At 71.5% G+C, this 25,597-nt stretch carries 16 protein-coding genes; 3 read left to right on the plus strand and 13 right to left on the minus strand.

What is annotated here, in order from left to right; all coding sequences use genetic code 11:
- Nucleotides 1-32: 32 nt before the first annotated feature.
- The 7 genes from pulA to ACFCV8_RS02645 all read right to left on the minus strand — a co-directional run bounded on the left by pulA (nt 33) and on the right by ACFCV8_RS02645 (nt 13,604).
- Entirely contained in the window at nt 33-5,357 is a 5,325-nt protein-coding gene (gene pulA / locus ACFCV8_RS02615; RefSeq protein ID WP_376683407.1) for a pullulanase-type alpha-1,6-glucosidase, read from the minus strand.
- Between the two features lie 116 nt (nt 5,358-5,473).
- A complete protein-coding gene (locus ACFCV8_RS02620; RefSeq protein WP_376683408.1) occupies nt 5,474-7,183 on the minus strand; it encodes a carbohydrate-binding module family 20 domain-containing protein in 1,710 nt (569 codons plus the stop codon).
- 405 nt (nt 7,184-7,588) lie between these two features.
- Nucleotides 7,589-8,659, minus strand: coding sequence for a LacI family DNA-binding transcriptional regulator (locus ACFCV8_RS02625; protein ID WP_376683409.1), 1,071 nt, complete (start codon nt 8,657-8,659; stop codon nt 7,589-7,591).
- Nucleotides 8,644-10,320, minus strand: coding sequence for an alpha-amylase family glycosyl hydrolase (locus ACFCV8_RS02630; protein ID WP_376683410.1), 1,677 nt, complete (start codon nt 10,318-10,320; stop codon nt 8,644-8,646). The genes ACFCV8_RS02625 and ACFCV8_RS02630 overlap by 16 nt, the downstream gene beginning before the upstream one ends.
- Before the next feature lie 107 nt (nt 10,321-10,427).
- Nucleotides 10,428-11,300: a sugar ABC transporter permease gene (locus ACFCV8_RS02635; RefSeq protein ID WP_376683444.1), complete on the minus strand. Its 873-nt coding sequence runs from the start codon at nt 11,298-11,300 to the stop codon at nt 10,428-10,430.
- The gene (locus tag ACFCV8_RS02640) at nt 11,294-12,310 is read right to left on the minus strand and encodes a carbohydrate ABC transporter permease (protein WP_376683411.1); all 1,017 of its coding nucleotides are present in this window, start codon (nt 12,308-12,310) and stop codon (nt 11,294-11,296) included. The genes ACFCV8_RS02635 and ACFCV8_RS02640 overlap by 7 nt, the downstream gene beginning before the upstream one ends.
- Nucleotides 12,311-12,329: 19 nt before the next feature.
- Nucleotides 12,330-13,604, minus strand: a complete 1,275-nt coding sequence (locus ACFCV8_RS02645; RefSeq protein WP_376683412.1) for an extracellular solute-binding protein — start codon at nt 13,602-13,604, stop codon at nt 12,330-12,332.
- Nucleotides 13,605-13,965: 361 nt separating this feature from the next.
- On the opposite strand from ACFCV8_RS02645, the gene ACFCV8_RS02650 reads away from it, so the two are divergent.
- The gene (locus ACFCV8_RS02650) at nt 13,966-15,003 is read left to right on the plus strand and encodes a LacI family DNA-binding transcriptional regulator (protein ID WP_376683413.1); all 1,038 of its coding nucleotides are present in this window, start codon (nt 13,966-13,968) and stop codon (nt 15,001-15,003) included.
- Between the two features lie 139 nt (nt 15,004-15,142).
- On the plus strand, nt 15,143-16,012 hold the full coding sequence (locus ACFCV8_RS02655; RefSeq protein ID WP_376683414.1) for a phosphatase PAP2 family protein: 870 nt from the start codon (nt 15,143-15,145) through the stop codon (nt 16,010-16,012).
- Here the strand turns inward: ACFCV8_RS02655 and ACFCV8_RS02660 are convergent.
- From ACFCV8_RS02660 to ACFCV8_RS02685, 6 genes are all read right to left on the minus strand, one after another.
- A complete protein-coding gene (locus ACFCV8_RS02660) occupies nt 16,000-18,990 on the minus strand; it encodes a bifunctional [glutamine synthetase] adenylyltransferase/[glutamine synthetase]-adenylyl-L-tyrosine phosphorylase (protein ID WP_376683415.1) in 2,991 nt (996 codons plus the stop codon). The genes ACFCV8_RS02655 and ACFCV8_RS02660 overlap by 13 nt on opposite strands.
- Nucleotides 18,991-19,038: 48 nt before the next feature.
- The gene (locus ACFCV8_RS02665; protein WP_376683416.1) at nt 19,039-19,836 is read right to left on the minus strand and encodes a putative protein N(5)-glutamine methyltransferase; all 798 of its coding nucleotides are present in this window, start codon (nt 19,834-19,836) and stop codon (nt 19,039-19,041) included.
- Between the two features lie 192 nt (nt 19,837-20,028).
- Nucleotides 20,029-21,054, minus strand: a complete 1,026-nt coding sequence (locus ACFCV8_RS02670) for a TolB family protein (RefSeq protein WP_376683417.1) — start codon at nt 21,052-21,054, stop codon at nt 20,029-20,031.
- Entirely contained in the window at nt 21,051-22,346 is a 1,296-nt protein-coding gene (locus ACFCV8_RS02675; protein ID WP_376683445.1) for an MFS transporter, read from the minus strand. Before ACFCV8_RS02675 ends, ACFCV8_RS02670 begins: the two co-directional genes overlap by 4 nt.
- Nucleotides 22,347-22,348: 2 nt before the next feature.
- The gene (locus ACFCV8_RS02680) at nt 22,349-23,674 is read right to left on the minus strand and encodes a discoidin domain-containing protein (protein ID WP_376683418.1); all 1,326 of its coding nucleotides are present in this window, start codon (nt 23,672-23,674) and stop codon (nt 22,349-22,351) included.
- 529 nt (nt 23,675-24,203) lie between these two features.
- Nucleotides 24,204-24,938, minus strand: coding sequence for a helix-turn-helix domain-containing protein (locus ACFCV8_RS02685; protein WP_376683419.1), 735 nt, complete (start codon nt 24,936-24,938; stop codon nt 24,204-24,206).
- 302 nt (nt 24,939-25,240) lie between these two features.
- On the opposite strand from ACFCV8_RS02685, the gene ACFCV8_RS02690 reads away from it, so the two are divergent.
- Nucleotides 25,241-25,585, plus strand: coding sequence for a hypothetical protein (locus tag ACFCV8_RS02690; protein WP_376683420.1), 345 nt, complete (start codon nt 25,241-25,243; stop codon nt 25,583-25,585).
- The last annotated feature ends 12 nt before the right edge of the window (nt 25,586-25,597 follow it).

Genomic DNA, 25,597 nt, shown 5'->3' on the forward strand with positions numbered 1-25,597 from the left:
GGTGCTGCCTCTCAAGGTAGCGGTGTTCCGGCCTACTTCAGGGAGAAAACCGCCACCGTACGACCCGGAACGGTGAAACTTCCCGAACTCCTCCCATACACGGACTTCTTGACGGTACTATCCGCGCCGTTCGCCTGGACCGGGTGCAGGGCGTACGGCCGGCCGGCCAGTTCCGGAACGGTCTGGGCCGTGGTGGCGGGGGTCGCGTTGAGGACGACCACCAGTTTCCCGAGCCGCATGGTGATCACGCCGGGTGTCTCGTCCTTCCCGGAGAGCGGGAAGGACAGCGCGGACCGCACCTGTCCGGCGGTGGCGAGGGAGAAGTCCCTCTCCGTCGCGCGGATGGTGAGCAGGTCCCGGTACGCGGCGGACGCGCCGTCGATCTGCGCGCAGCCGGGCCGCAGCGCCGGGTCGGCCAGCAGCGGCTTCGCGTAGGGCCACTTGTCGGCGTTGTCGGCGGCCGGGGGCAGTCCGCGGCCGAAGCCGTTGCCGTCGCGGCAGTCCCAGTGCAGGGCGTTGAACCAGTCGCCGCTGTCGTAGGAGTTGCGGTCCAGGGACTTGGAGCGCAGCAGGTCGGTGCCCGCCTGGGAGAGCGCGGGGCCCTGCGAGAGGGTGGCCGTGGCCATGGCCAGGACCTGCATGCGGGCCAGGTCGGCGGCCGGGGTGCCCGCGGGGAGTTTGAAGGCGAGCGTGTCGTACAGCGACTCGTTGTCGTGGGCGTCCGCGTAGGCGAGGGCGTCGCCGGGGGCCTTCGCGTATCCGGCGGGGGCGCCGTTGTAGTCGACCTCGGAGCCCTTGACGGTGCGGCCGGTGGTGTCGGTGAAGGTGTAGTCGGCGAGGCTGCCGGTGAGGCCGACCTTGATCAGGTCCTGGTAGTGCAGCAGCCGGGCCTTCTGCTCGGCCTTCGTGCCGTTGGCGGGCGAGGTGTTGGGGTCGGTGTAGAGGCCGGTGGCGAAGCCCTGGACGCCGGGGTCCTCGTCGAAGGGGCTGCCGCCGCGTACGGCGTCGCGGGCCCGGTCGGAGAAGGTCGCGACGCCGGTGCCGGCCATGTTCTTCTGGGTGGCCTGGACGAAGCGGGCGTCGTCGGCGATCTCGCCGAAGTTCCAGCCCTCCCCGTACAGGATGATGCTCTTCCCGTCGACGCCGTCCTTCGCGACGGTGAGTGCGTCGAGCGCCTTGCGGACGGCGAGGATGTTGGCCTTGGGGTGGTGGCCCATCAGGTCGAAGCGGAATCCGTCGACCTTGTACTCCCTGGCCCAGGTGACGACCGAGTCCACGACGAGCTTGCCCATCATGGTGTTCTCGGGGGCGGTGTTGGCGCAGCAGGTGGAGGTGGCGACGGTGCCGTCCTCCAGGAGCCGCTGGTAGTAGCCGGGAACGATCCGGTCGAGTACGGACTTGTCGTCCTGGCCGGAGGCGACGGTGTGGTTGTAGACGACGTCCATGACCGTGCGCAGTCCGGTGCCGTTGAGGCCCTGCACCATCCGCCGGAACTCGACGGTGCGCCGGGTGCCTTCGGGGTCGGAGGCGTAGGAGCCCTCGGGGACGGTGTAGTGCAGCGGGTCGTAGCCCCAGTTGAAGCCGTCCTTCGCGGCGGCCTTCGTCACGCAGGCCTGCTGCTCCTCGGAGTCGGGGGCGTAGACGGAGAGGTCGCAGGCGGGCCGCTGCTGGGCGGACTTCTTCTCGGGGATCGTCCCGATGTCGAAGGCGGGCAGCAGGTGGACGTAGTCGGTTCCGGCGTCGGCGAGCTTCTTGAGGTGCTTCATCCCCTTCGAGCCGGTGTCGGTGAAGGCGAGGTACTCGCCGGGGTGCTTCGAGGTACGGTCCGCGATCGAGAAGTCACGGATGTGCAGTTCCTGGATCTGCGCGTCGCGCAGCGGAGTGGCGGCGGGCTTCTTCAGGCCGGACCAGCCCGCGGGGGCGAGCTTCGGGTCGTCGAGGTCGACGACGAGGCTGCGCGCGGAGTCGGTGGTGAGTGCGGTGGAGTAGGGGTCGGTGACCTTGTTGGTGACGAACTCTCCGGCGGTGGGGGCCCAGACGTCGACCAGGTAGCGGTAGGGCTTGCCGGTCCAGCCCCTGGTGCCGGTGGCGGACCAGACTCCGGTGCGGTCGTCGCGGCGCATCGGGACGCGTCGGCCGTCGAGTTCGAGGGCGACGGTGCGGGCGGTGGGGGCCCAGACGGAGAGGGTGGGGCGGCCCTTGGTGTCGAAGACCGGGCCGAGTGCGGCGTCGGCCGCGTTCTTCCCGTACAGGTCGTCCAGGACGCCCGCGCTCTGTACTCCGGTGGCGGCGAGCAGGGCGCCGTTGGCGGCGCGCTGGGTGGCGATCAGCTGACCGCGCAGCGCCTCGCGGACGCGGCCCCGGTCGCGGGTGTCGACGGTGAACGCCGGGTAGTCCTCGAGGTGCGGGTACTTCGCCTTCTGCGCGTCGGTGAGCGCGGCGGGGGTGAGCCGGAGCCACTGGCCCTCGTCGCTCAGCGCCCCGTCGGCGACGGTGATGGCGCCGTCCCTGGCGTAGACGAGCTGCTGGCTGGTGGCTCCGGTGGCCTTCACCTTCCATACGACGGTGTCGGCGTCGATCCACTGCGCCTCGGCCTTGGAGAGGTCGGGGGCGGGGACGCCGCCGGTCTGGGGCAGCAGGTAGCCGGGGGTGGCGCCGAGCAGCCAGACCTCGTTGCCGTAGGTGGCGAGGTCGAGGGACTGGTCGCTGGGGAGGTCCTTCTCGTCGCCCTTGTGCAGGATGTAGGAGAGCGAGGTGGCGCCCTCGGCGAGCGGGACCTCGAAGGTGGCGCCGGAGGCGTCCCGCTTCACCGGCTGGAGCGGCTTCGCCCAGTCGGTGGGGTTCTTGGCGCCGGTCCAGGTGTGCAGGCCCCAGCCGTCGTAGTCGCCGTCGGGCCGGTAGTAGTGGAGCACGGCCCTGGTGGTGTCCTGCGGCGGGCGGGCGCCGTCGGGGGCCTCGTCGGCCTGGCCGTCCTTGCCCTGTTCGATCCAGACCTCGCCGGTCCGCGCGAGGTCGACGGTGCGCTGCGGCCCGTCGGCGGTGCCGTCCTTCTCGACGGTGTACGGGAGGTCGGCCGCGCCCTCGCCGGGCTTGATCCAGGCGAAGGCGCCGTAGGCGTCGCGCCCGGTGAAGGCGGCGGTGGTGTCCCCGGAGCGGAGCTTCCAGCCGTCGTAGTCGCCGTCGGCGCGCTTGTAGTGGACGACGGCGTAGTCGCGTTCGACGGCCACGGGCTTCGGTGCGGCGGGGGCCTGTCCGGCGGTGGTGGCGGCGAGGGCGCTCGCGGTGCGGCCGGTGCGGTCGACGACGACGGCCTTGTAGCGCAGCGGCGTACCGGCCCGCACGGTGTCGTCGAGGTACTGGGTGACCTTGTACGGGGCGTGGTCGGCGGAGCCGAGGGTGACCCACTTGCCGTTGCCGGTCTGAGCGGCGAGGACGACGCGGTTGAGCTGTCCGCCGTCCACGTCGGCGGTGATCTCGACGGTGCCGGTGGCTCCGGCGGCCGGGGCCTTCAGGGTGACCGAGGGCCCGGTGGCCGGGGCGCCCAGGGGCTTGTCGGCGCGGAGCACGATGCTGGAGAGGGCGGGGACGGTGACGGTGAGCTTCCTGTCGGCGCCGCTGCGGAGGGTGCCGGAGCCGCCGTACAAGGTGCGGAAGTCCGTGTTCGCCGTGCCGGTGGGCAGTTCGACGGTGCGCGGGGCGGTGCCGTTGTTGGAGGCGACGAGGTATTCGTACGGCTTGGCGGGGTCGGTGCGGGAGAAGGCGTACACGGAGCCCTCGGCGTACCGCTCGGTCTGGACCCCGTCGCGCAGGGCCGGGTGGTTCCGGGTGAGCGCGGAGAGCGCGGCGATGTTCCGGTACAGCGGGTGGCCGGTGTCGTACGCGTCAAGGGCGTGGGTGCGGTCGGTGCCGAGCTGGTCGTCGTCGAGGTAGTCGGCGGTCTTCGAGGCGAACATGGTCTGCCGGGCGTCCTTGTCGCCGCCCGCGCCGGTGAAGCCCTGTTCGTCGCCGTAGTAGACGACGGGGTTGCCGCGGCCGAGGAACATCAGCTCGTTGGCGAGCTTCGCGCGGGCGAGGAGCTCGGCGTCGCCGGCCTTCGGGTTGTCCTGCTTCAGGAACGTCCCGATGCGGCCCATGTCGTGGTTGCCGAGGAAGGTGACCTGCTCGTAGGCGTTGGCCTTGTCGGTGGTGTAGCGGTAGTCCTCGCCGAACACCGCGGCGAGCTTCGCCGCCGGGGCGCCCTGGGAGGCGTACTGGCGGGCGGCCTCCTGGAACGGGAAGTCGAGGGTGGCGTCGAGCCGGCCGCGGGTGACGTAGGGCGAGGTGACGGCGGTGTCCGAGGAGTAGACCTCGCCGAACATGAAGAAGTCCTCGCGTCCGCGCTTGGCCGCGTAGGCGTCGAGGGCGGTGGCCCACTGGGTCCAGAAGTCCAGGTCGACGTGTTTGACGGTGTCGATCCGGAACCCGTCGATGCCGAAGTCGCGGACCCACTTCTCGTAGATCTTCTCCATGCCGGAGACGACCTCGGGGCGTTCGGTCCACAGGTCGTCGAGCCCGGAGAAGTCGCCGTACGTGGTGGACTCGCCGGCGTAGGTGGAGTCGCCGCGGTTGTGGTACATCGTCGGGTCGTTGAGCCAGGCGGGGACCTTGCCGCCGGCGTTCTCGGTGGTGGTCGGGGTGTACGGGAAGGAGCCGGCGTTCACCTTCGCGAGGCCCTTGGCGTCGTCGAAGGGGCGGCCGTCCTCGTCCAGGTAGGGGTAGGCGCCCTTGGGGCGGTAGCCGTAGGTCCGCTCGGCGTAGTCGACGGTGTCGGCGGTGTGGTTGGTGATGACGTCGAAGAAGACCTTCATGCCCTTGGCATGGGCCTTGTCGATCAGCTTCGTCAGGTCGGCGTTGGTGCCGAAGTGCGGGTCGACCCGGGTGAAGTCGGTGATCCAGTAGCCGTGGTAGCCGGCGGAGGCGTCCTTGCCGGTGCCCTGGACGGGGCGGTTCCTGAAGATCGGGGCGAGCCAGATGGCGGTGGTGCCGAGGCCCTTGATGTAGTCGAGGCGCCGGGTGAGGCCCTTGAGGTCGCCGCCCTGGTAGAAGCCCTTGTCCGTGGGGTCGTAGCCGGTCTCCAGGCGGGAGCCGGTGAGTCCGCCGCGGTCGTTGGCCCGGTCGCCGTTGGCGAACCGGTCCGGCATGACGAAGTAGAACTGCTCCCGCGTCAGGTCGTGGCGGGCGGGCTCCCTGGCGAGCTTCGCGTCCGAGGGCGGGGCCGGCGGTCTCGGCGCGGCGGAGGCGGACGCCGCCGGGACGACGGGGAGGAGCGCCGCGCAGAGTGCGGCGACGGCTCCTCTCCGGAGGGCGGAACGGGACACGGGGCGGTTCTCCTTGCGTACGGGTACGGGGTTTCGGAGGCGGGTGGGTTCGGCTGTGGGACCGCCCCGCCCCGGCGTGGATCGCGGGGCGGGGCGGTTCGGGCCGGCGGACGGGGTCAGCCGCGCCAGACGTCGTTCGTCAGCGTGACCCTGCCGGTGGCGGGGACCGTCGCGGTGCGGTTCGTCCCGCTCTCCCAGGTGACGTTGCCGCTCGCGTCCTTGCGCAGGTACTTGTACGCGAACGAGGTGCCCGCGGGCAGGGCCACGTCGAGCTTCCAGACCGGGTACGCCGCCGGGTCGAGCTTCAGGGCGGCGGCGGTGTTCCAGTTGCCGAGGGCGCCCTGGTCGCCGGTGACGTAGATGTTCTGGCCGGGCTGGGTGGTGGCGTTCACCCCGAAGGAGGCGCCGGAGGTGCCGGTGCCCGGTTCGGTGGTGCCACCGCCGGAGCAGGTGCGGGCGTTGACCTGGAGGGCCAGGGCGGTGTTGGCGCCCAGGGTCGCGGTGAACTGGCCGGAGCCGTTCACCGTGACGCCCTTGCCGGACTGGATGTCGCAGTAGTCACCGGCGGGCAGCGAGCTCTGGAACGTACGGGTCAGCGCGGAGCCCTCGTGGTTGATGGCCACGTACGCCTTGGAGCCGCGGCCGAAGGCGATCTGGTCGCCGCCGTTGTCCCACCAGTTCGTGACGGCCTCGCCGCGCGCGGTGTTGCGGAGGCCGACCATGGAGGAGATCTCGCGCCAGGCGTGCTGGCACTTCCACCCGTCGCTGTAACAGGAGTTCACCGTGCCCCCGTTGGGCGGACCCGCGTCCTTGTCGGACCACTCGTAGCCGGAGTGCACGTCGGGCGATCCGTACGGCCAGGCGAGCATGAAGACGTTGGCGAGGGTGTAGTTCGCGCCGTCCTTGTAGTTCAGGGTGTCGCCGCCGCGCTCGGTGTCGTGGTTGTCGACGAAGACGGCGGCCTTCGACGAGGGGAGGAAGCCCCAGCCCTCGCCGTAGTTCTTGAGGTACGCGAGGTTCTCGTTGTTGAAGACCTGCTTGAGACCGCGGGCGTAGCGGAACTCCTGGACGTCCCCGGTGCCGGTGTACTCGTCGGGCTGGACGGCCTCCCCTGCGCCGTATATCGCCTCCTGCTTCCAGTACACGCCGGGCTTGTTCAGCCGGGACTTGATGTTGGCGAGGTCGGCGGCGGGCATGTGCTTGGCGGCGTCGACGCGGAAGCCGTCGACGCCCAGGGAGAGCAGGTCGTTCAGGTAGGCGGCGATCCTGCCGCGTACGTACTCCTCGCCGGTGTCCAGGTCGGCGAGGCCGACGAGTTCGCAGTTCTGGACGTTGGCGCGGTCCTGGTAGTTGCTGATCTGCGCGGTGCAGTCGTCCATGTCGGCGGCGGAGTACACGCCGGGGTAGTCGTACTTGGTGTACGGGGAGCCGCCGGTGCCGGTGCCCGATCCGGCCGACATGTGATTGATGACGGAGTCGGCGACGACCTTGACGCCCGCGGCGTGGCAGGTGCTGACCATGGCCGCGAAGGCGGACCGGTCGCCGAGCCGTCCGGCGATCTTGTAGCTGACGGGCTGGTAGGAGGTCCACCACTGGCTCCCCTGGATGTGCTCCTGGGGCGGTGAGACCTGTACGTAGCCGTAGCCGGCCGGGCCGAGCGAGTCCGTGCAGGCCTTGGCCACGGAGTCGAACTTCCACTCGAAGAGAACGGCGGTGACGTCCTTCTCCCCGGGGGCGGCGGCCTGGGCGGTGGTGGCGGCGGGGGCCACCAGGACGGCGGCTCCGGCCGCCAGGGCGAGCAGCGCGGACAGTGGTCTGCGTGCCATGTTTCCTCCTGCTGTGGGGGGAAATGCGGGTGACGGTGCAGCCTCGCGCGGCAACGCGCCCTGCCTTCAAGGCTCCTGAAGGTTCTTGCTGCAAGAATGCAAACCTTGCTGCGCCGACGACCGTACGAGCCCGTCAGGTTCCGGTCAACCCTTTGGACACATCCCGCTAACTTCCACGAAATGCAGCAGTTTTCCGCCTGCAAGGACTTACGCAAGGCATTGCAGCGCTGTTACATTTCACCCGACTCCGGTCCGGTCGGCCGGGGGGTTCCGGCGACCCCGGACCCCCACGCGCCCGGCCGGCCGGGCCGGTCACGCGCAAGAGAGGCACCCGGAGCCGTCCATCTCCCCGCTGCGGCCCGTCCAGGGCCGGGGCTCCCGGTGCCTCTCCTGTACGCCGGGGCGTCAGACGCCCCGGACCGCCGCGGTGGACCCCCGTACCACCAGCTCCGGCTGGAACACGTACTCCGTGCGCTGCACGGGGCTGCCGCCGATCTCCTCCAGCAGGGCGCCGACCGCGGCCGCCGCCATCGCCTGCACCGGCTGGCGCACCGTCGTCAGCGGCGGGTCGGTGAACGCGATGAGCTGCGAGTCGTCGAAGCCCACCACGGACACGTCGCGCGGCACCCCGAGCCCGCGCTCCCGGGCCGCGCGCACCACGCCCAGCGCCATCAGGTCGCTGCCGCAGACGATGCCCGTGCAGCCCCGGTCGAGCAGCGCGCCCGCCGCGACCTGACCGCCCTCGACGCTGAACAGCGTCGGGCAGACGAGCAGTTCGGCCTCGGCGCGGTCCAGGCCCAGCAGGCTCACCGAGGCGTCGAGGAAGCCCTCGCGCTTGCGGCGGGAGGGAACGTAGCGCTGCGGCCCGATCGCCAGGCCGACCCGGCTGTGCCCGAGGTCGGCGAGGTGCCCGACCGCCATCCGCACGGCCGCGGCGTCGTCGGGCGAGACGAAGGGGGCGCTGATCCGCTCGTTGTAGCCGTTGATCAGGACGAACGGCACACCGCGGTCGGCGAGCACGGCGTACCGGCCCGGGTCGGCCGACAGGTCGGCGTGCAGCCCGGAGAGGAAGACGATCCCGTCGACGCCGCGCTCCACGAGCTGTTCGACCAGCTCGTCCTCGGTGGCGCCGCCGGGCAGCTGGGTGCAGAGCACCGGGGTGTAGCCGTGCCCGGCCAGCATCTGCTCCACGGCCTGCGCGAACGCCGGGAAGATCGGGTTGGTGAGCTCGGGGGTCACCAGCCCGACGAGCCCGGCGCTGCGCCTGCGCAGCCGTACGGGGCGTTCGTAGCCGAGGATGTCGAGCGCCGCGAGCACCCGCTGGCGGGTGGGGTCCGCGACGCCCGGCTTCCCGTTGAGCACCCGGCTGACGGTCGCCTCGCTGACCGCCGCCTGGCCGGCGATGTCCGAGAGTCTCGGCGCACCGCCGGCCGCCGGGCCGTTCCGGGGCGGGGGGACGGTCACACCGTCCACCACACCGTGGTGTCCGCGGGCAGCTCGATCGTGCCGCCGTCGACGGCGACCGGGGTGCTGGACAGCAGGACGTCGCCGGGCGCCGGCAGGCGTACCGGGCGGCCGGTGGTGTTGACGGTGCAGACGAAGCCGGGGCGGGCGAAGGCCAGCAGCCCCTCGGGGGCGTCCTGCCACTGGACCGCGTCGCCGGCGCCGAGGCCGGGGTGGGCCCGGCGGGCGGCGATCGCGGCCCGGTACAGCTCCAGGGTGGAGCCGGCCACGCCGGTCTGCGCCTCGACGCTCAGCCCGCCCCAGCCGTCGGGCTGGGGCAGCCAGCTGCCGCCGTCGCCGAAGCCGTACGAGCTGCCCTCACGGGTCCACGGGATCGGCACCCGGCAGCCGTCGCGGAAGCCGTCCTGGCCCTCGGCGCGGAAGAACGACGGGTCCTGCCGCACCTCGTCGGGCAGGTCGGTGACGTCCGGCAGGCCGAGTTCCTCACCCTGGTAGACGTAGGCGGAGCCGGGCAGGGCCAGCATCAGCAGGGTGGCGGCGCGGGCGCGGCGCAGGCCGAGCTCGCGGTCGCCGGGGGTGCGGATCTGGGTGCCGAGGCCGGGCGGGTTGGCGAAGCGGGTGGCGTGCCGGGTCACGTCGTGGTTGGAGAGCACCCAGGTGGTGGGGGCGCCGACCGGGCGCATCGCGTCGAGCGAGGTGTCGATGACGGCGCGCAGTTCGGCGGCGTCCCAGGCGGTGCCGAGGTACTGGAAGTTGAACGCCTGGTGCATCTCGTCGGGGCGCACGTAGTTGGCGGTGCGCTCGACGGTCGGGGTCCACGCCTCGGCGACGAGGATCCTGTCGCCGGGGTACTCGTCGAGGATGGTGCGCCAGGAGCGGTAGATCGCGTGCACCCCGTCCTGGTCGAAGAACGGCATGACGTCGTTGCCGAGCAGCTTGAGCTGGTCGTGGCTGCCGAGGTCGGGCAGTCCGGCGGCCTTGACCAGGCCGTGGGCGACATCGACCCGGAAGCCGTCGACGCCCATGTCGAGCCAGAAGCGCAGGATGGAGCGGAACTCGTCGGCGACGGCCGGGTGTTCCCAGTTGAGGTCGGGCTGCTCGGGGGCGAAGAGGTGGAGGTACCAGTCGCCGGGGGTGCCGTCCGGGTCGGTGGTCCGGGTCCAGGCGGGGCCGCCGAAGATGGACTCCCAGTCGTTGGGCGGGAGTTCGCCGTTCCCGCCCTTGCCGGGGCGGAAGTGGTAGCGGTCGCGCAGGGCGGAGCCGGGACCCTCGGCCAGGGCGCGCCGGAACCAGTCGTGCCGGTCCGAGGAGTGGTTGGGCACCAGGTCCACGATGATCCTCAGGCCCAGGCCGTGGGCGTCCCGGATCAGCGCGTCGGCGTCCGGCAGGGTGCCGAACATGGGGTCGATGGCCCGGTAGTCGGCCACGTCGTAGCCCGCGTCGGCCTGCGGGGAGGCGTAGAACGGGCTGAGCCAGACCGCGTCCACACCGAGTTCCTTGAGGTACGGGAGTCTGCCGCGGACGCCGGCGAGGTCGCCCATGCCGTCGCCGTTGCCGTCGGCGAAGCTCCTTGGATAGACCTGGTAGATCACCGCGTCCTGCCACCAGCCGGTCTGGTGGGCCGGAGCGGCGCCGGACGTGCTGTTGACGGGGGCAGCGAGGTGCTGGGTCATGTCGTCCCTGAGGTGTCGGGGTGGGTGGCGGCGCCGGGGCCGGGGTCGGACACCGGCGGCCGCCGTGACTTGGTGCGTGCGGGTCGTGCGAGGGATCCCGGCCCGGATCAGCCCTTGACGGCTCCGGCGGACATGCCGGTGACCAGGTGGCGCTGGGCGAAGAGGAAGACCAGGGCCGCGGGTATCGCGATCAGCACGGACGCCGCGGTCATCGGCCCCCACTGGGCTCCGTACTGGTTGACGAAGAGCTGGAGTCCGCCCGCGAGGGTGAGGTTGTCCTCGCCGACCATGAACGCGGAGGCGTACGCGACCTCGCCCCACGCGGTGATGAAGGAGTAGAACGCGGTGACGGCGAGTCCGGGCTTGGCGAGCGGCAGGATCAGCCGCCAGAAGGTGCCGAACGGGGTGAGGCCGTCGACCTGGCCCGACTCGTCGATCTCGCGCGGGATGGTGTCGAAGAAGCCCTTCATCATCCAGGCGCAGAACGGCACCGAGATGGTGAGGTAGGTGATGACGAGGCCGGCGGGCTGGTTGAGCAGCCCCATGCTCGACATGATGTTGTAGATCGGCACGATGAGGACGGCGACCGGGAACATCTGGGTGACCAGCAGCGTCCACATCAGCCCGCGCTTGCCGGGGAACCGGAAGCGGCTGACGGCGTAGCCGGTGGAGGCGGAGACGATGACGCCGAGCAGCGTGGTGAGTCCCGCGATGAGCAGGGAGTTGCCGAACCAGGTGAGGAACTTCGTGTTCTGGATCAGGTTCGTGTAGTTCTCGAACGTGGTCTCTTTGAAGAAGTCCGTGGTGGTGGCGTACGCGGCGGGCTTCAGCGAGGTGAGCAGAATCCACAGCACGGGGAAGACGGCTATCACGGACGCGACGACGAGCGTGAGGTGCAGTCCGGCGGAAGCGAGCGGGGAACGCTCGCCGCGCAGCCTGGCCTTGCGCGCGGGGGCGGGTGCGGGGGCGGTGGTCACCAGTCGTCTCCCTGGGTGCGCAGGACCCGCCGGTAGACAGCGGCGAAGATCAGCAGGAGTACGAGGATCAGGACGCCCCAGGTGGAGGACTGCGCGAAGTCGCGCGGGCTGATCTCGAAGGAGAACTTGTACGCCTGGGTGACCAGGATCTGGGTGGCCTCGCCGGGTCCGCCGCGGGTCAGCAGGAAGATGACCGGGAACATGTTGAAGGTCCAGATGGTGGAGAGCAGGATCACCGTGGTGGAGACCGGCCGCAGCCCCGGCAGGGTGATGTGGCGGAACCGCTGCCAGGCGGTGGCGCCGTCCATCTCGGCGGCCTCGTAGTGCTCGGTGGGGATCGACTGGAGCCCGCCGAGCAGGGCGACCATCATGAACGGCACGCCGAGCCAGACGTTGACGGCGATGACCGAGAACTTCGCCCAGGTGGGGTCGTTCAGCCAGGGGATGCCGTCGATCCCGGCGCCGGTGAGGATCTCGTTGAGCAGCCCGCGCTTCTCGTTGTAGAGGAAGCGCCAGGCGAAGACGGAGACGAAACCGGGGATGGCCCAGGGCAGGATGAGCGCCATCCGGTAGACGGACCGGCCGGCGATGCGCCGGTTGAGGATGTTGGCGAGGGCCATCCCGAGCGCGAAGGTGATGGCCACGCAGGAGACCGTCCACACCAGGGTCCAGCCGAGCGTGCCGAGGAACTGGTCGCCGGTGAGCGCTTCGGTGTAGTTGTCCAGGCCCACGAACTTGTACGTGGCGGGCATGTGGTTGACACCGATGGACCGGGCGACGTTGCGCTCGTTGGCGTCGGTCATCGACAGGTAGATGCCGCGGACCAGCGGATAGCCGATGATCACGCCGATCACGACGACGACCGGGGCGACCATGGTCCAGGCGTACCAGTGGGTCGACAAAGCCCGTCGGATCCTGCCCGGCGGTGGGGGGTTGCCAGTGCCGCGGCTCCGGCCGCGGGCGACGTCGTCACCCGCGGCCTTCGCCACCGACTGGCCGGTGTGGACTGCCATCAGCCGGCCTGCCTTCCTGTTACTTCCAGCCCTTGAGGAGCTTGCGGTAGGAGTCGCCGGTGGTCTTGACGGCCTTCTCCGGCGTGACCTGGCCGGTCAGGGCCTTGGTGTACTCGGTGACCAGCGGGGCGAAGAGGCTGCCGGTCTCCGGGATCCAGGGGCGCTCGACGGCGGTCTCGACGACGGGCTTGAAGAAGCCGACGATCTCGTTGTCGACGACGTCCTCCTTGGCGTACGCGGAGGTGCGGGTCGGCAGGAGGCTCAGCTCCTTGGTGACCTTGGCCTGGGTGTCCGCGGAGGTCATGTAGTCGACGAAGGCGTAGGAGGCGTCCAGGTTCTTGGAACCGGCGTAGACGGCCAGGTTGTGGCCGCCCTGCGGGGCGCCCTGACCGGCGGAGCCGGCCGGGACCGGGGCGACGCCCAGGTTGGCCTTGTCCTTGAACTCCTTGCCGGTGTACGTGTCGGCGACGGCCCACGGGCCGTTGATGATCATCGCGACCTTGCCGTCCTTGAAGGACGCCTGCATGTTCTCCCAGCCGTCCGTGGCATCGGTCTGGGCGGCACCCGAGTCGACGAGGTCCTTGACGACCTTCATCGCCTTGACGCCGGCGGGGTTGTCGATGGTGACGGTCTTGTTCCCGGCCTCGACCATGTCACCGCCCTCCCCGTAGAGGAAGGAGAGGAACCAGTACGCGTCGTCGCCGCGCAGGTACATCCCGGTCTTGCCGGTCTTGTCCTTGATCTTCTTCGAGACGGTCTTGAGCTCGTCGATGCTCTTGGGGACCTCGACACCGGCATCCTTGAAGATCTTCTTGTTGTAGAAGATGCCCATGGAGTCGATGACCTGCGGCACCGCGTACGTCTTGTCGTTGTACTTGGTGGACGCGGCGGCCTGCTTCAGGAAGTCGTCCGGGTTCTTCAGCGCGGCCGTGCCGTCGAGCGGGGCCAGGTAGCCGAGGTCGGCGAACTCGGGGGTCCAGGCAACCTCGGAGCGGATGACGTCGGGGGCGTCGGAGCCGGACTGGGCGGCGTTCTTGAACTTGTTCTGGGCGTCGCCGAAGGGAACGTTGACGTACTTGATCTTGACCTTCGGGTGCTGCTTGGTGAAGTCCTCGGCGATCTTCTTGAAGACCTTGTCCTCGCTGCCCGCGGTGGAGGTGTCCCACCACGTCACGGTGCCGGAGAGTTCGCCCGAGCCGTTGTTGCCCGTGCTCCCCTCGTCGTCGCTGCCGCAAGCGGTCGCCGCGAGCGCCAGGGCCGCGACCAGGGCGGTGGCCGTTATGCCACGTCGCATCTGAACTCCTTCAACTGCCGAACCGCTCCGTCGCGGCGCCGGGTCGACGAGAACGTAACAAGGATGAAAGAACGCCGAAAGAGTTTGCGGAAGATTTCTGCAAGCTCCGACGATCGTTACATTCGCGTGTCCTCACGGTTGCCGTCAAGACTCTTGACGAAGACAGTCACACCCTGGCAGCACGGGGCCATGCCCCGGATGCGAGCAGTACGACCATCGGACCGACGATCACGGAATCGCCCCGCAAGACCTTGCAAGACGTTGCCGACGCGCTCCCCCGCACGGTCGTACGAACCCGGCCGCCCACCCCGCTCCGGCCCCTGGTGGGCAATCCGACAGGCGCCCGGTACAGTCCACTTCCATGACCGCACGGCTTGCCGATATCGCAACTCAGGCGGGGGTCAGCGAAGCGACGGTCAGCCGTGTACTGAACGGCAAGCCCGGTGTTGCAGCGGCCACCCGCGAATCCGTTCTCGCCGCCCTCGACGTGCTCGGCTACGAACGGCCCGTGCGGCTGCGCAGGCGCAGCGCCGGACTGGTCGGCCTGATCACGCCCGAGCTGGAGAACCCCATCTTCCCCGCCCTGGCCCAGGTCATCGGCCAGGCGCTGACGCGGCAGGGCTACACCCCGGTGCTGGCGACCCAGACCCCCGGCGGCTCCACCGAGGACGAGCTGACCGAGATGCTGGTCGACCGCGGCGTGGCGGGCATCATCTTCGTCTCCGGGCTGCACGCCGACACCTCGGCGGACATGCGGCGCTACGAACAACTGCGTGCCAAGGGTGTCCCGTTCGTCCTGGTCAACGGCTTCGCCCCGCAGGTCCGGGCGCCGTTCATCTCGCCGGACGACCGGGCGGCGATGCGGCTCGCGGTGACGCACCTGGTCTCGCTGGGGCATCAGCGGATCGGGCTGGCGGTCGGCCCGAAGCGGTTCGTCCCCGTGCTGCGCAAGATCGAGGGCTTCCACACCACCATGCGGGAGCAGTTGGGTCTCGCGCCGGACGCGGTGGAGGAGCTGATCCAGCATTCGCTGTTCACCCTGGAGGGTGGCCAGGCGGCGGCCGCGGCACTGATCGAGCGGGGCTGCACGGCGGTGGTGTGCGCGAGCGACATGATGGCGCTCGGCGCGATCCGGGCGGCCCGCCGGACGGGGCTGGAGGTGCCGCGCGATCTGTCGGTGGTCGGTTACGACGACTCGCCGCTCATAGCGTTCACCGATCCGCCGCTGACCACGATCCGTCAGCCGGTCACGGCGATGGGCCAGGCCGCCGTGCGCACGCTGCTGGAAGAGGTGGGCGGCACCCCCGCCCCGCACAGCGAGTTCGTCTTCATGCCGGAACTGGTCGTCCGCGGCTCCACGGCCGCGGGGCCCGGCCCCGCCCCGGCCACCGTCGCCTGAACCAGCATCCCACGCAGGCCCCCGTCCCGCAGTCCGGCGACGGGGGCCTTCCGCCGTGCGCCCCGGCTTCCTCCGCGCATCCCTGACCCGGCCGGAGGATCAACGGGCGGGAGGGTGTTTTCTGGCAGACTCTATGCCTATGGGTGAATTGAGCGTGATGCCACAGGAAGACCGGTCGGAGCGGCGTTCCCCGCGCCCCCTCCGCCCCTTCCGCCACCCCCGCCATCTCCGTGCTCCCCGCCGACCGCGCGTGTGGTTCGAAATCCTGCTCGTCGCGGCCAGTTACTGGGTGTACTCGCTGGTGCGCAACGCCGTCCCGGAACAGCGGGCGCAGGCTCTGCGCAACGCCGACCTGATCTGGTCGGCCGAGCGGTATCTGGGCATCGCCGTCGAACAGACGGTCAACCACGCGGTGAACTCCGTGACATGGCTGATCGTCTCGATGAACTACTACTACGCGACGCTGCACTTCGTCGTCACGGTCTGCGTGCTGATGTGGCTGTTCCACCGTCACCCCGGCCGTTACGCGGCGGCCCGGCTGACCCTGTTCGCGACGACGGGGGCGGCCCTGCTCGGCTACTACCTGTATCCGCTCGCGCCGCCCCGGCTGATGAACGGCGGCCACTTCGTCGACACGGTGCTGGTCCACCACACCTGGGGTTCGATGGCCTCGGGCAACTTCAAGAACATGTCGAACCAGTACGCGGCCATGCCCTCGATGCACATCGGCTGGTCGCTCTGGTGCGGACTCACGGTCTTCGCACTGGTCTCCGCGCCCTGGGCGCGGATCCTCGCGCTGCTGTACCCGGCCCTCACCCTGGCCGTCATCGTGGCGACCGCCAACCACTTCTGGCTGGACGCGCTGGGCGGCATGGCCTGCCTGGCCTTCGGTTACGCGGTGTCGTACGCCTGGTACGGATCGCTGCCGCACCATCTCGCGAAGCGGGTACCGGCGCCGACCGGGCGGGTCCGGGCGGTCGGCCTGGCCGCGGGGCGTCACGCCCCGTAGAAGCGCTCCTCCACCACCGCGCGGGCCCGCCGGGTGATCCGCCGGTAGTCGTCCAGCATGTCCCCGACGTGCCCCGGCTCGTAGCCCAGGTACCGCCCGACCGCGGTCAGTTCGCGCGGGCCGGACGGGAAGGTGTCTCCAGGCCGGCCGCGCACCAGCATCACCGCGTTGCGCACCCGGGTGGCCAGCACCCACGCCTCGTCCAGGGTCGCGGCCTCCTCCCCCGGGATCAGACCGGCCGCGCAGGCCGCCGCCAGGGCCTCGCGGGTGCGGGTCGTGCGCAGTCCGGGCAGCCGCCAGCCGTGCTGCATCTGCATCAGCTGCACCGTCCACTCGACGTCGCTCAGCCCGCCGCGGCCCAGCTTGGTGTGGAGCGTGGGGTCCGCGCCGCGCGGCATCCGCTCGGACTCCATCCGGGCCTTCAGCCGGCGGATCTCACGGACCGCGTCCTCCCCCAGGCCCTCCATCGGGTACCGCAGCGGGTCGATCAGATCGATGAACGCGCGCCCCAGCTCGGCATCGCCCGCCACCGGTTCGGCGCGCAGCAGCGCCTGGCTCTCCCAGACCAGCGACCAGCGCCGGTAGTACGCGTCGTACGACCGCAGCGTACGGACCATCGGGCCGTTCTTGCCCTCCGGGCGGAGGTCCGCGTCGATGATCAACGGCGGGTCGGCGGTGGGCAGTTGCAGCAGGCGGCGCATCTCGGAGACCACCGCGTTCGCGGCCCGGCCCGCCTCCTGCTCGTCGACGCCCTCGCGCGGGGCGTGGACGAACAGCACGTCGGCGTCGGAGCCGTAGCCGAGTTCGTGCCCGCCGAAGCGGCCCATGCCGATGACCGCGAACCGGGTGGGCAGGGTGTCCCCCCACTGCTCGCGCACGGCGGCGCGCAGGGCGCCCGCGATGGTGACGGCGGTCAGATCGGTGACCGCGTTGCCGACCCGGTCGGCCAGCGTCCCGGGGTCCTCCTCGGCCGGGTTCTCCTCCGTGCCGTACGAACCGATGAGGTCGGCGGCCGTGGTCCGGAACAGCTCGCGCCGCCGCACCCCGCGCACCACCGCCACGGCCGTCTCGGCCCCGTCCGCGCGCCCCACCGCGGCCAGCACCTCCTGCTCCAGGTGCTCCCGGGTGCGCGGCCGCAGCCCCTGCGGGTCGCCGAGGATCGCCACCGCCTCCGGGGCCCGCAGCAGCAGGTCGGGGGCGAGCCGCCCGGCCGACAGCACCCGCGCCAGGTTCTCCGCCGCCGCGCCCTCGTCCCGCAGCAGCCGCAGGTACCAGGGGGTCTTGCCCAGGGCGTCGGACACCTTGCGGAAGCCGAGCAGCCCGGCGTCCGGGTCCGCGGAGTCCGCGAACCAGCCCAGCAGCACCGGCAGCAGGGTGCGCTGGATGGCGGCCTTGCGGGACACCCCGGACGACAGGGCCTCCAGGTGGCGCAGCGCGGCGGCCGGGTCCGCGTAGCCGAGGGCTTCGAGGCGGTGCCCGGCGGCCTTCGCGCTGAGCCGGGTCTCGCCGGGGGCGAGCTGGGCGACGGCGTCGAGCAGCGGCCGGTAGAAGAGCTTCTCGTGCAGCCGCCGCACCACGGAGGCGTGCCGCTTCCAGGCCTGGTTGAGCTCGGTGATCGGGTCGGTGCGCATCCCGAGGGAGCGGCCGATCCGCCGCAGGTCGGGGGCGTCCTCCGGAACGAGGTGGGTGCGGCGCAGCCGGTGGAGCTGGATGCGGTGCTCCATGGCGCGCAGGAAGCGGTAGGCGTCGTCGAGCTGGGCGGCGTCCACCCGGCCCACGTAGCCGCCCGCGGCGAGTGCGCCCAGGGCCTCCAGGGTGGTGCCGCTGCGCAGGGTGGTGTCGCTGCGGCCGTGCACCAGCTGGAGGAGCTGTACGGCGAACTCGACGTCCCGCAGCCCGCCGGGGCCGAGCTTGATCTCCCGGTCGACCCGGTCGGCGGGGATGTTGTCGACGACCCGGCGGCGCATCCGCTGGACGTCGGGGACGAAGTTCTCCCGGTCCGCGGCCTGCCAGACCAGCGGCGACACGGCCTCGACGTACTCCGCGCCGAGCTCCGGGTCGCCGGCCACCGGGCGGGCCTTCAGCAGCGCCTGGAACTCCCAGGTCTTGGCCCAGCGCTGGTAGTACGCGAGGTGCGAGGAGAGCGTCCGCACCAGGGGGCCGTTGCGGCCCTCGGGGCGGAGGTTGGCGTCGACCGGCCAGATGGTGCCCTCGACGGTGGTGTCGGAGCAGATCCGCATCATGTGCGCGGCCAGCCGGGTGGCGGCCTGCACGGCCTCGCCCTCCTCGAAGCCGTCGGCCGGTTCCGCGACGAAGATGACGTCGACGTCGGAGACGTAGTTCAGCTCGTGGCCGCCGCACTTGCCCATCGCGATGACGGCGAGCCTGCACCGGGCCGCGTCCCCGGGCGCGGCCGTACGGGCGATGGCCAGCGCGGCCCGCAGCGTCGCGGTCGCCAGGTCGGCCAGCTCGGCGGCGGCCTCGGCGACGTCCGTGGTGCCGCACACGTCCCGGGCGGCTATGGCCAGCAGGCAGCGGCGGTAGGCGACGCGCAGCGCGTCGGGGTCGTCGGCCCCGGCGAGGCCCTGTTCGAACTCGGCCACGCCGGGGTGCAGGTCGGCGGCCTCGTACGTGGCCAGGGCCTGCCAGTCGCGGGGGTGGCGGGCGAGGTGGTCACCGAGCGCCTCGGACGCCCCGAGCACCCCGAGCAGCCGGTCGCGCAACGGCTTGGCGGTGATCAGGGTGTCGAGCAGCATCTGCCGTTCGTCCGGCGTCTCGGCCTCCACCAGCCGGACCAGGCCGCGCAGGGCCAGATCGGGGTCGGCGGTGGCGCCGAGCGCTTCGAGCAGCACCGGATCGGCGCGGACCGGAGCCAGCTCGGGCAGGTCGAGGAGGCGCTCGGCGGCGGAGGGGTCGGTGAACCCGTGCCGCAGCAGTCGGGTGAACGTGCTGCTCCTGCGCCCCGGCGCTGTCGTCATTACGTGCTCTCCCGCTCGCCGTCCACACACCGTCCAGCCGTCCCGAGCCTAGCCGAGGCCCCCGGGGCGGGTCGCGACGACGACCGTGGCGTACAGCTCGTCGGAGACGACCACCCGGGTGGCCAGGCCGTGGCGGGCGAGGGTCTCCTCGGCGCGGGTGGCCTGCCGTTCGCTCGTCTCGATGAGCAGGTGCCCGCCCGGTGCCAGCCAGTGCGGGGCCTCGGCGGCGACCCGGCGCAGGACGTCGAGGCCGTCCGGGCCCCCGTCGAGTGCCACCCGGGGTTCGTGGATGCGGGCCTCCGGGGGGAGGAGTCCGACGTCGCCGGTGGGCACGTACGGCACGTTGGCCAGCAGGATCTCCACCCGGCCGCGCAGTGTGCCGGGGAGCGGTTCGAAGAGGTCGCCCCGATGGACCTCGCCCGCGCCGCCGAGGTTGCGGCGGGCGTAGCGCACGGCGGCGGGTTCGACGTCGGCGGCGTGCAGTTCGAGCGGGCCGAGCCGGGCGGCGAGCGCCGCGCCCAGGGCGCCGGAGCCGCAGCACAGGTCGACGACGACCGCCCCGGGCCGGGCCAGGGCGGCGGCCTGGTGGAGCAGGAACTCGGTGCGGCGGCGGGGTACGAAGACGCCGGGGCCGACGACGATCCGCAGACCGTCGAACCCGGCCCAGCCGAGGACGTGTTCCAGGGGGTGGCCGGCGGCCCGCCGCTCGACCATGGCCGCGAGGGCGGCGGGGTCGGCGGCGGCGGCGACGATCAGTTCCGCCTCGTCCTCGGCGAATACGCAGCCGGCCGAGCGCAGGGCGGTGACCACGGCAAAGAGGGTGGACGGAGCAGGGGAAAGCGACATGTGCGGAGCCTTTCGGGAAGCCGATGGGCGCTCCGCCGGACGACCTACGTCGGGTCGGTCGCGTGGTCGCGGACGGCGAGCACCCAGCCTGGTACAGCGGTAATGGGTCTCACCTCCTTGGTCCGGCCCCGGGTGGGGACGCGTCACCTTACACCGCGCGCCGGTCCGCGCGCCCCCTTCTTCCGCCGTCGCTCAACCGGCCACCGCCACCGGGGAGGAGCCTCCTTCCACGGCCAGCCGGGGTGTGCCCGTGCCGTCGGCGGGGACGGTCCACACGTCGCTCCTGCGGCCGTCGGCGCCGGGCAGGGCGTAGGCGAGGGTGCGGTCGTCGAGCCAGGCCGCCTGGTCGTCGACGCCGCGCTGTTCGGCGAGCGGGGTCTCGCGCAGGGTGCGCAGGTCGAGGACGTACAGCCGCCAGGGCGCGGCGGCGTCGCCGGAGACCTTCTTCTTGAAGGCGAGCCGGGTGTTGTCGGGCGACAGGGAGGGGCATTCGACGTTCTGCCGCAGCGCCTTCGCCGTCCAGTCCCGCATGTTCCCCTCGACCAGGTAGGTACGGCCCTTGGTGGAGACGGTGGCGTAGAAGCGGTTGTCGTCGCGGGCGAAGGTGACGCCCCAGTAGTTGACGTCGGGGGCGTGGTAGCGGGCGCCGTCGATGGTGAGCTGGATGTTCTCGATGGACTTGATGAGGTAGCCGGTGCGCAGGTCGAGGATGGCGGTGCGGGTGGAGAAGGCGGTGGTGGCGTACGAGTCGCCGGTGGCGAACACCGTCCAGGACAGCATCCGTCCGGAGGCGGAGACCCGGGCCCGGGTGGGTACTCCGGGCACGGTGATCCGGCGTTTCTCGCGCAGTTGCCGGTCGAGGACGACGGCCTGCGTCCTCGGCAGCACCCCGGACTTGGCGCGCAGGCAGAGCGCCCCGTCGCCGGAGGCGTAGAAGCGGTCGCAGGCGGGGCCGCCGGTGGTACGTGAACCGGCGGTGCGCGCCCCGGTGAGGGGCCGGCGGGCGACGCGTCCGCCGTCGGCGTCCCGGAAGTACAGGGCGGGCCCGGTGAGGGCGAACGAGGCGTCGGCCCCGTCCCGTTCGCCCCGGGTCCGCTGCTGGGCGTGGAGTACGTAGCCGAGGGAACCGCCCGCGAGGAGCAGCACGGCGGCCACCACGACGGTGATCCGGGCGCGGGGCCCCAGCGGGGTCGCGGTGGTCGGGAACCTGGCACTCATGCGGTCCGCCCTTCGGGGATGGTGGCTTCCGGCGCGTCGGGGGTGCTGGAGGGGGTGCGCGGCAGCAGCGCCCAGCCGCCCGCGAGGGCGAGGAGCAGTGCCGACAGGGCGGCCCACAGCGCGGTGTCCGGCCCCCACAGGGTCCAGGCCGCGCCGAAGCCCGCGGCGGCGAGCATCCGGGCCAGTGCCTGGCCGGTCTGGAGCACGGCGAGGCCGCCCGCCCGGCCGTCGGCAGGCAGTACGGGACCGGCCAGGGCCATCAGGACCCCGTCGGTGGTGGCGTAGAAGACGCCGAGCAGGGCGAGCACGGGCACCAGGAGCAGTGTCCCCGGGCCGCCGGCCGGGGCGAGGAGCGCGGCGTACACGCCGAGCAGGGCGAGGTGTCCGCAGAGGAACGGCAGGCGTCGGCCGACCCGGTCGGCGACCCGTCCGGCCGGTACGGCCAGCAGCAGGTAGCAGGCGGCGGCGCCGAGCGGCAGCAGCGGGAACCAGCCGACCGGGAGGGCGAGCCGCTGCTGGAGCAGGAGGTAGACGAAGGAGTCGCCCACGGTGGCGGCGCCGAGCAGGGCGGCCGCCGCGAGGATGCGCCGGAATGCGGGGTCGCGGAGTGCCTCGAACACCTTGCGCCGGCGCGGTGCGCGGGTGACGGGGCGCGGCGCGGGGCGGTCGGCGGGGACGTAGAGGACCAGGAGCAGCACGCCGAGCAGGCCGACGCAGAAGCTGACGACGAACACCGCGTCGTAGGCGTCGGCGGTCGCCCAGAGCAGGGCGAAGGCGGCGAGCGGGCCGAGCAGGGCACCGGTGGTGTCCATGGCGCGGTGCACGCCGAAGGAACGGCCGAGGGTCTCCGGCGGGCCGCTCAGGGTGATCAGGGCGTCCCGGGGGGCGGTGCGGATGCCCTTGCCGACCCGGTCGGTGGCGAGGGCGGCGGCGATCCCCGCGGTGGCTCCGCCCGCGAGGAGCAGGCCGATCCGGGAGAGCGCGGACAGGGCGTAGCCGAGCCCGGCGACCCGTTTGTGTCCGCGGCCGTGGTCGGCGGCGTACCCGCCGAGGAGGCGTACGAGGGCGGCGGCGCCGTTGAACAGGCCGTCCAGGAAGCCGAATTGGAGGGGTGAGAGACCGAGTCCGAGGACCAGGTAGAGCGGCAGCACCGCGGTGACCATCTCGGAGGAGATGTCGGTGACGAGGCTGACCGTGCCGAGTGCGAGGACGGTGCCGGGGACGTGCCGGCCCGCTCCGCTGCCGCGGGGCGGGGCCGGCGTGTCCCGGCGGCCTGTGGTCGCCAGATACATCATCAGTGGCAGGTGTAGTTCGGGCTGGTGTCCTTGGTCTTGTCGTCGGTGCCGACGTAGGTCCAGCTGTAGCCGTTGTCGGTGAGGTTCAGCTTGAGGACGCCGTACTCACCACTGATCCGCTTCTGACTGTTGGGCTGGACCTCCTCGATGGGGTACGGCTCGGCGCCGCCCATTCCGCCGACGATCTCGGTGATGCCGTCGGCGACCGCCTTGCCGTCGGGGTTCTGCGGGGCGAACCGCTCGTAGTGGTGGTCGTGGCCGTTGAGCACCAGGTCGGCCTTGGCGCCGTAGAGGAGTTTCCAGACCGGGCGGCTGACGGGGTCGTTGCCGTGTCCGCCGGAGGAGTACAGCGGGTGGTGCCAGTAGGCGGCGATGCAGGCCTTGCTGTTCTTGGCGAGGTCGGCCTTGAGCCAGTCGATCTGGGCGGTCTTGTCGAAGGAGTTGGAGTCGAGGGCGATGAAGTGCCAGTTGCCCTCGTCGAAGCTGTAGTACGTCTTGCCCTGGGGGTAGGCGATGTCCCCGAAGTAGGCCTTGTACCCGGCGAGCGATCCGGCCGGGTCGTAGGTCTCGTGGTTGCCGGGCACCGGGTGGGTCCTGGCCTTGAAGGCGCCCCAGGTCTTGTCGTAGTAGGCGCGGAAGTCGGAGATCCGGGCGTCGTCGTACTGGCTGTCGCCCATCGTGAGATAGAACTTCGGGTTCATCCGCTGGGCGAGCGCGGCGGTCTTGGGGTGGGCGCAGCCGCTGTCGGAGGCGGTGCACTGGGCGGCGATGTCCCCGGCGGCGACGACGGTGAAGCCGCCGGTCTGCGGGGGCTCGCTGCCGAGGGTGCCGTAGACCTCGGCCTCGTAGAGCGAGTAGCCGTAGGAGGTGCCGCGGGCGGTGCCGTACACGCGCAGGTAGCGGCCCTTGCCGCTGAGCGCGGTCCAGTCGTCGGTGCCGCCGTCGCCGGCGCTCTCCTCGGCGAGCTTGGTCCAGGTGGAGCCGTCGGCGGAGATCTCGATCCGGTACGCCTTGGCGTACGCGTCCTCCCAGCCGAGCTTCACGCGGCTGACCTGGGCCCCGTCGCCGAGGTCGACGGCGATCCACTGCGGGTCCTTGCCCTCGGCGCTCGCCCAGCGGGTGGCCGGGTCGCCGTCGAAGGCGTTCTGCGGTCCGAGATCGGAGGTCTCGTCGGAGGACGAGGTGGCGGTGCGGCCACGGGAGATGAGGGGGTCGGCGGCGGCGCCGGCCCGGTCGGGGTAGGCGAGCAGCAGCCCGCCGAGGAGGACGAGCACGGCGGCGACGACCACGCCCACCGTGCGGTGCCGCCCGGGCGGGCGGAGCAAAGCTGAACCGTTCGGATGCATCCCTGGACTCCTGGCCTCTGTGGGGGTTGGCGAGAGCTGGGCAGCTGTACGGGTGGCCCCGCACCCGGCCCGCGCGCGGGCGGGCGGGGACGGGGTCGTGGTGGCCGGGCCAGAGCTCTCACTGAGCACGTCATGCCCCGGGGTGCGTGGAACGGCGGGCACCGCGCCGAGCCACCGCCGGGAATGCTAGCGAACAGGAAACTTTCCTACCAGTCCCCCAACAGGCTTGCTCCCAGGGCTCGTTGGGGCCCTTCGGCCTGTCGTTCGAGGCGGCGGCGGGGCTGGATCAGGAGTACGCAAAGCACTGCCGGCCGGAGGATTTCCTGACCGACGAGCAGGCCGGGACGTACGGGAGGTCCGCCGGGGAGCCGACACGTCCGGAGCCGTGGCGGTTCTTCTTCCCGGATTCCCGGACAACGTGGATCGGGAGCCGATCTCGTTGCGGCGGAAGGAGGCTCACCGGCCGGGGTTCGCGGTGCGGATGCGCACCGTCCGGCATGCGGCCGCGTCATTGATCGAAAACGTCTCCCAGTCGTCCGGCGGCCGGCTCCTCGACCGTGGAGCCGGCGCGGTCGGCGAGAGCGCACAGCTGTGCGGGGGTGAGCCCGGCGAGGCCACGGAAGTCACGGCTCATGTGCGCCTGGTCGTAGTAACCGCACATGGCCGCCCGGTCGGCCAGCGACCGGCAGGCGCCGGGCGGCAGGGTGAGCGCCCGCTGAAACCGCAGGACCTTGCTGACGGACTGCGGCGGCAGTCCGATCTGCTCACGGAAGAGCGCCTGCAGCCGCCGGCTGCCGCGCCCCGTGGCGGCGGCCAGTTCTTTGGCGGATATCTGCCCGTGGCAGGCACGCAGCCGGCTCCACGCCTCGGCGACGACCGGCGAAGGCGCGGGAGCGTCCGCCATCCGCCGGGCCAGAGCGCTGTCGATGATCGTCCAGCGCCTTTCCCAGTCCGGCTCCGCGAGGAGCTGCTCGGTGAGCCTGGCCGACCAGACGGTGCCCAGCACCTCGTCCGGGTGCACGTGGCCGTTGGCCAGGTGGTACAGCGGCAGCCCCAGGCACCTGTACGCGCCGAGCGGGGTGAATTCCACCTCGACCGCCTCCGCGACGCCCTCGAAACCTCCTCGTATCGACGACGTCCGCAGACCGGCGACCAGCGCATGCCATGTCGTCCGCCCCGCCGGAGCGCTCCGAGCGCCGTGGAACAGGCTCAGGGGATCTCCCCATCCCAGGATCAACGTCACCGTTGCCGAGGGAAGAGTGAGCCTGACCGGTCCCGGCCCCACGGTGCGGTGGCCCCGGTACATCACGACCTGAGCCTGTAATCGCCCGGAGGGGCGACGCTCCACGTACTCGCCCCCGCTTCCCGACCCCATGCCCGCTTCCACCTCCGTCCGCGCCCCGCTCCGGCGCGCGTCGGTCAAGTCTGGTGAGAGGGGTGCGCCTTTGTACAAGGCGAACGTTCGGGCTGCGCAGCAATCTGGACAGGTCGTCGGCCGGGATCTCCCGGCCGACTCGCCGAGCGACTGAGAACAAGGAGCACTTCATGGGTATTCGTTCCACGCTTGCCATCGGACTCGGAGGAGCCGTCCTCGCTCTCGGTACCGTAGCCGTTCCCGCACAGGCGGTCGCGGCCGCTCCACAGGGCGCGCTGGCCCTTCCCTCGTGGTGCACCAACGGTGCGCCGTGGGACACGGACGGGCGGACGTACGGCGTCCGTTGCGACGTGACCTTCGCCTACTACGCGAAGGTCACCTGCACGAACGGCAGCACCACGAAGATCGCGAGGGGTGTCCAGACGAACGACAACCGCTGGTCGTACGCCTACTGCACGTCCTTCGGGAGCGACTGGCGGCGCGTCGCGGGCACGGGAGGGCCCGTCAAGGCCTGATGTGACCCGCGG

It is taken from the genome of Streptomyces sp. NPDC056347 (assembly GCF_042262625.1).
Classification (GTDB): domain Bacteria; phylum Actinomycetota; class Actinomycetes; order Streptomycetales; family Streptomycetaceae; genus Streptomyces.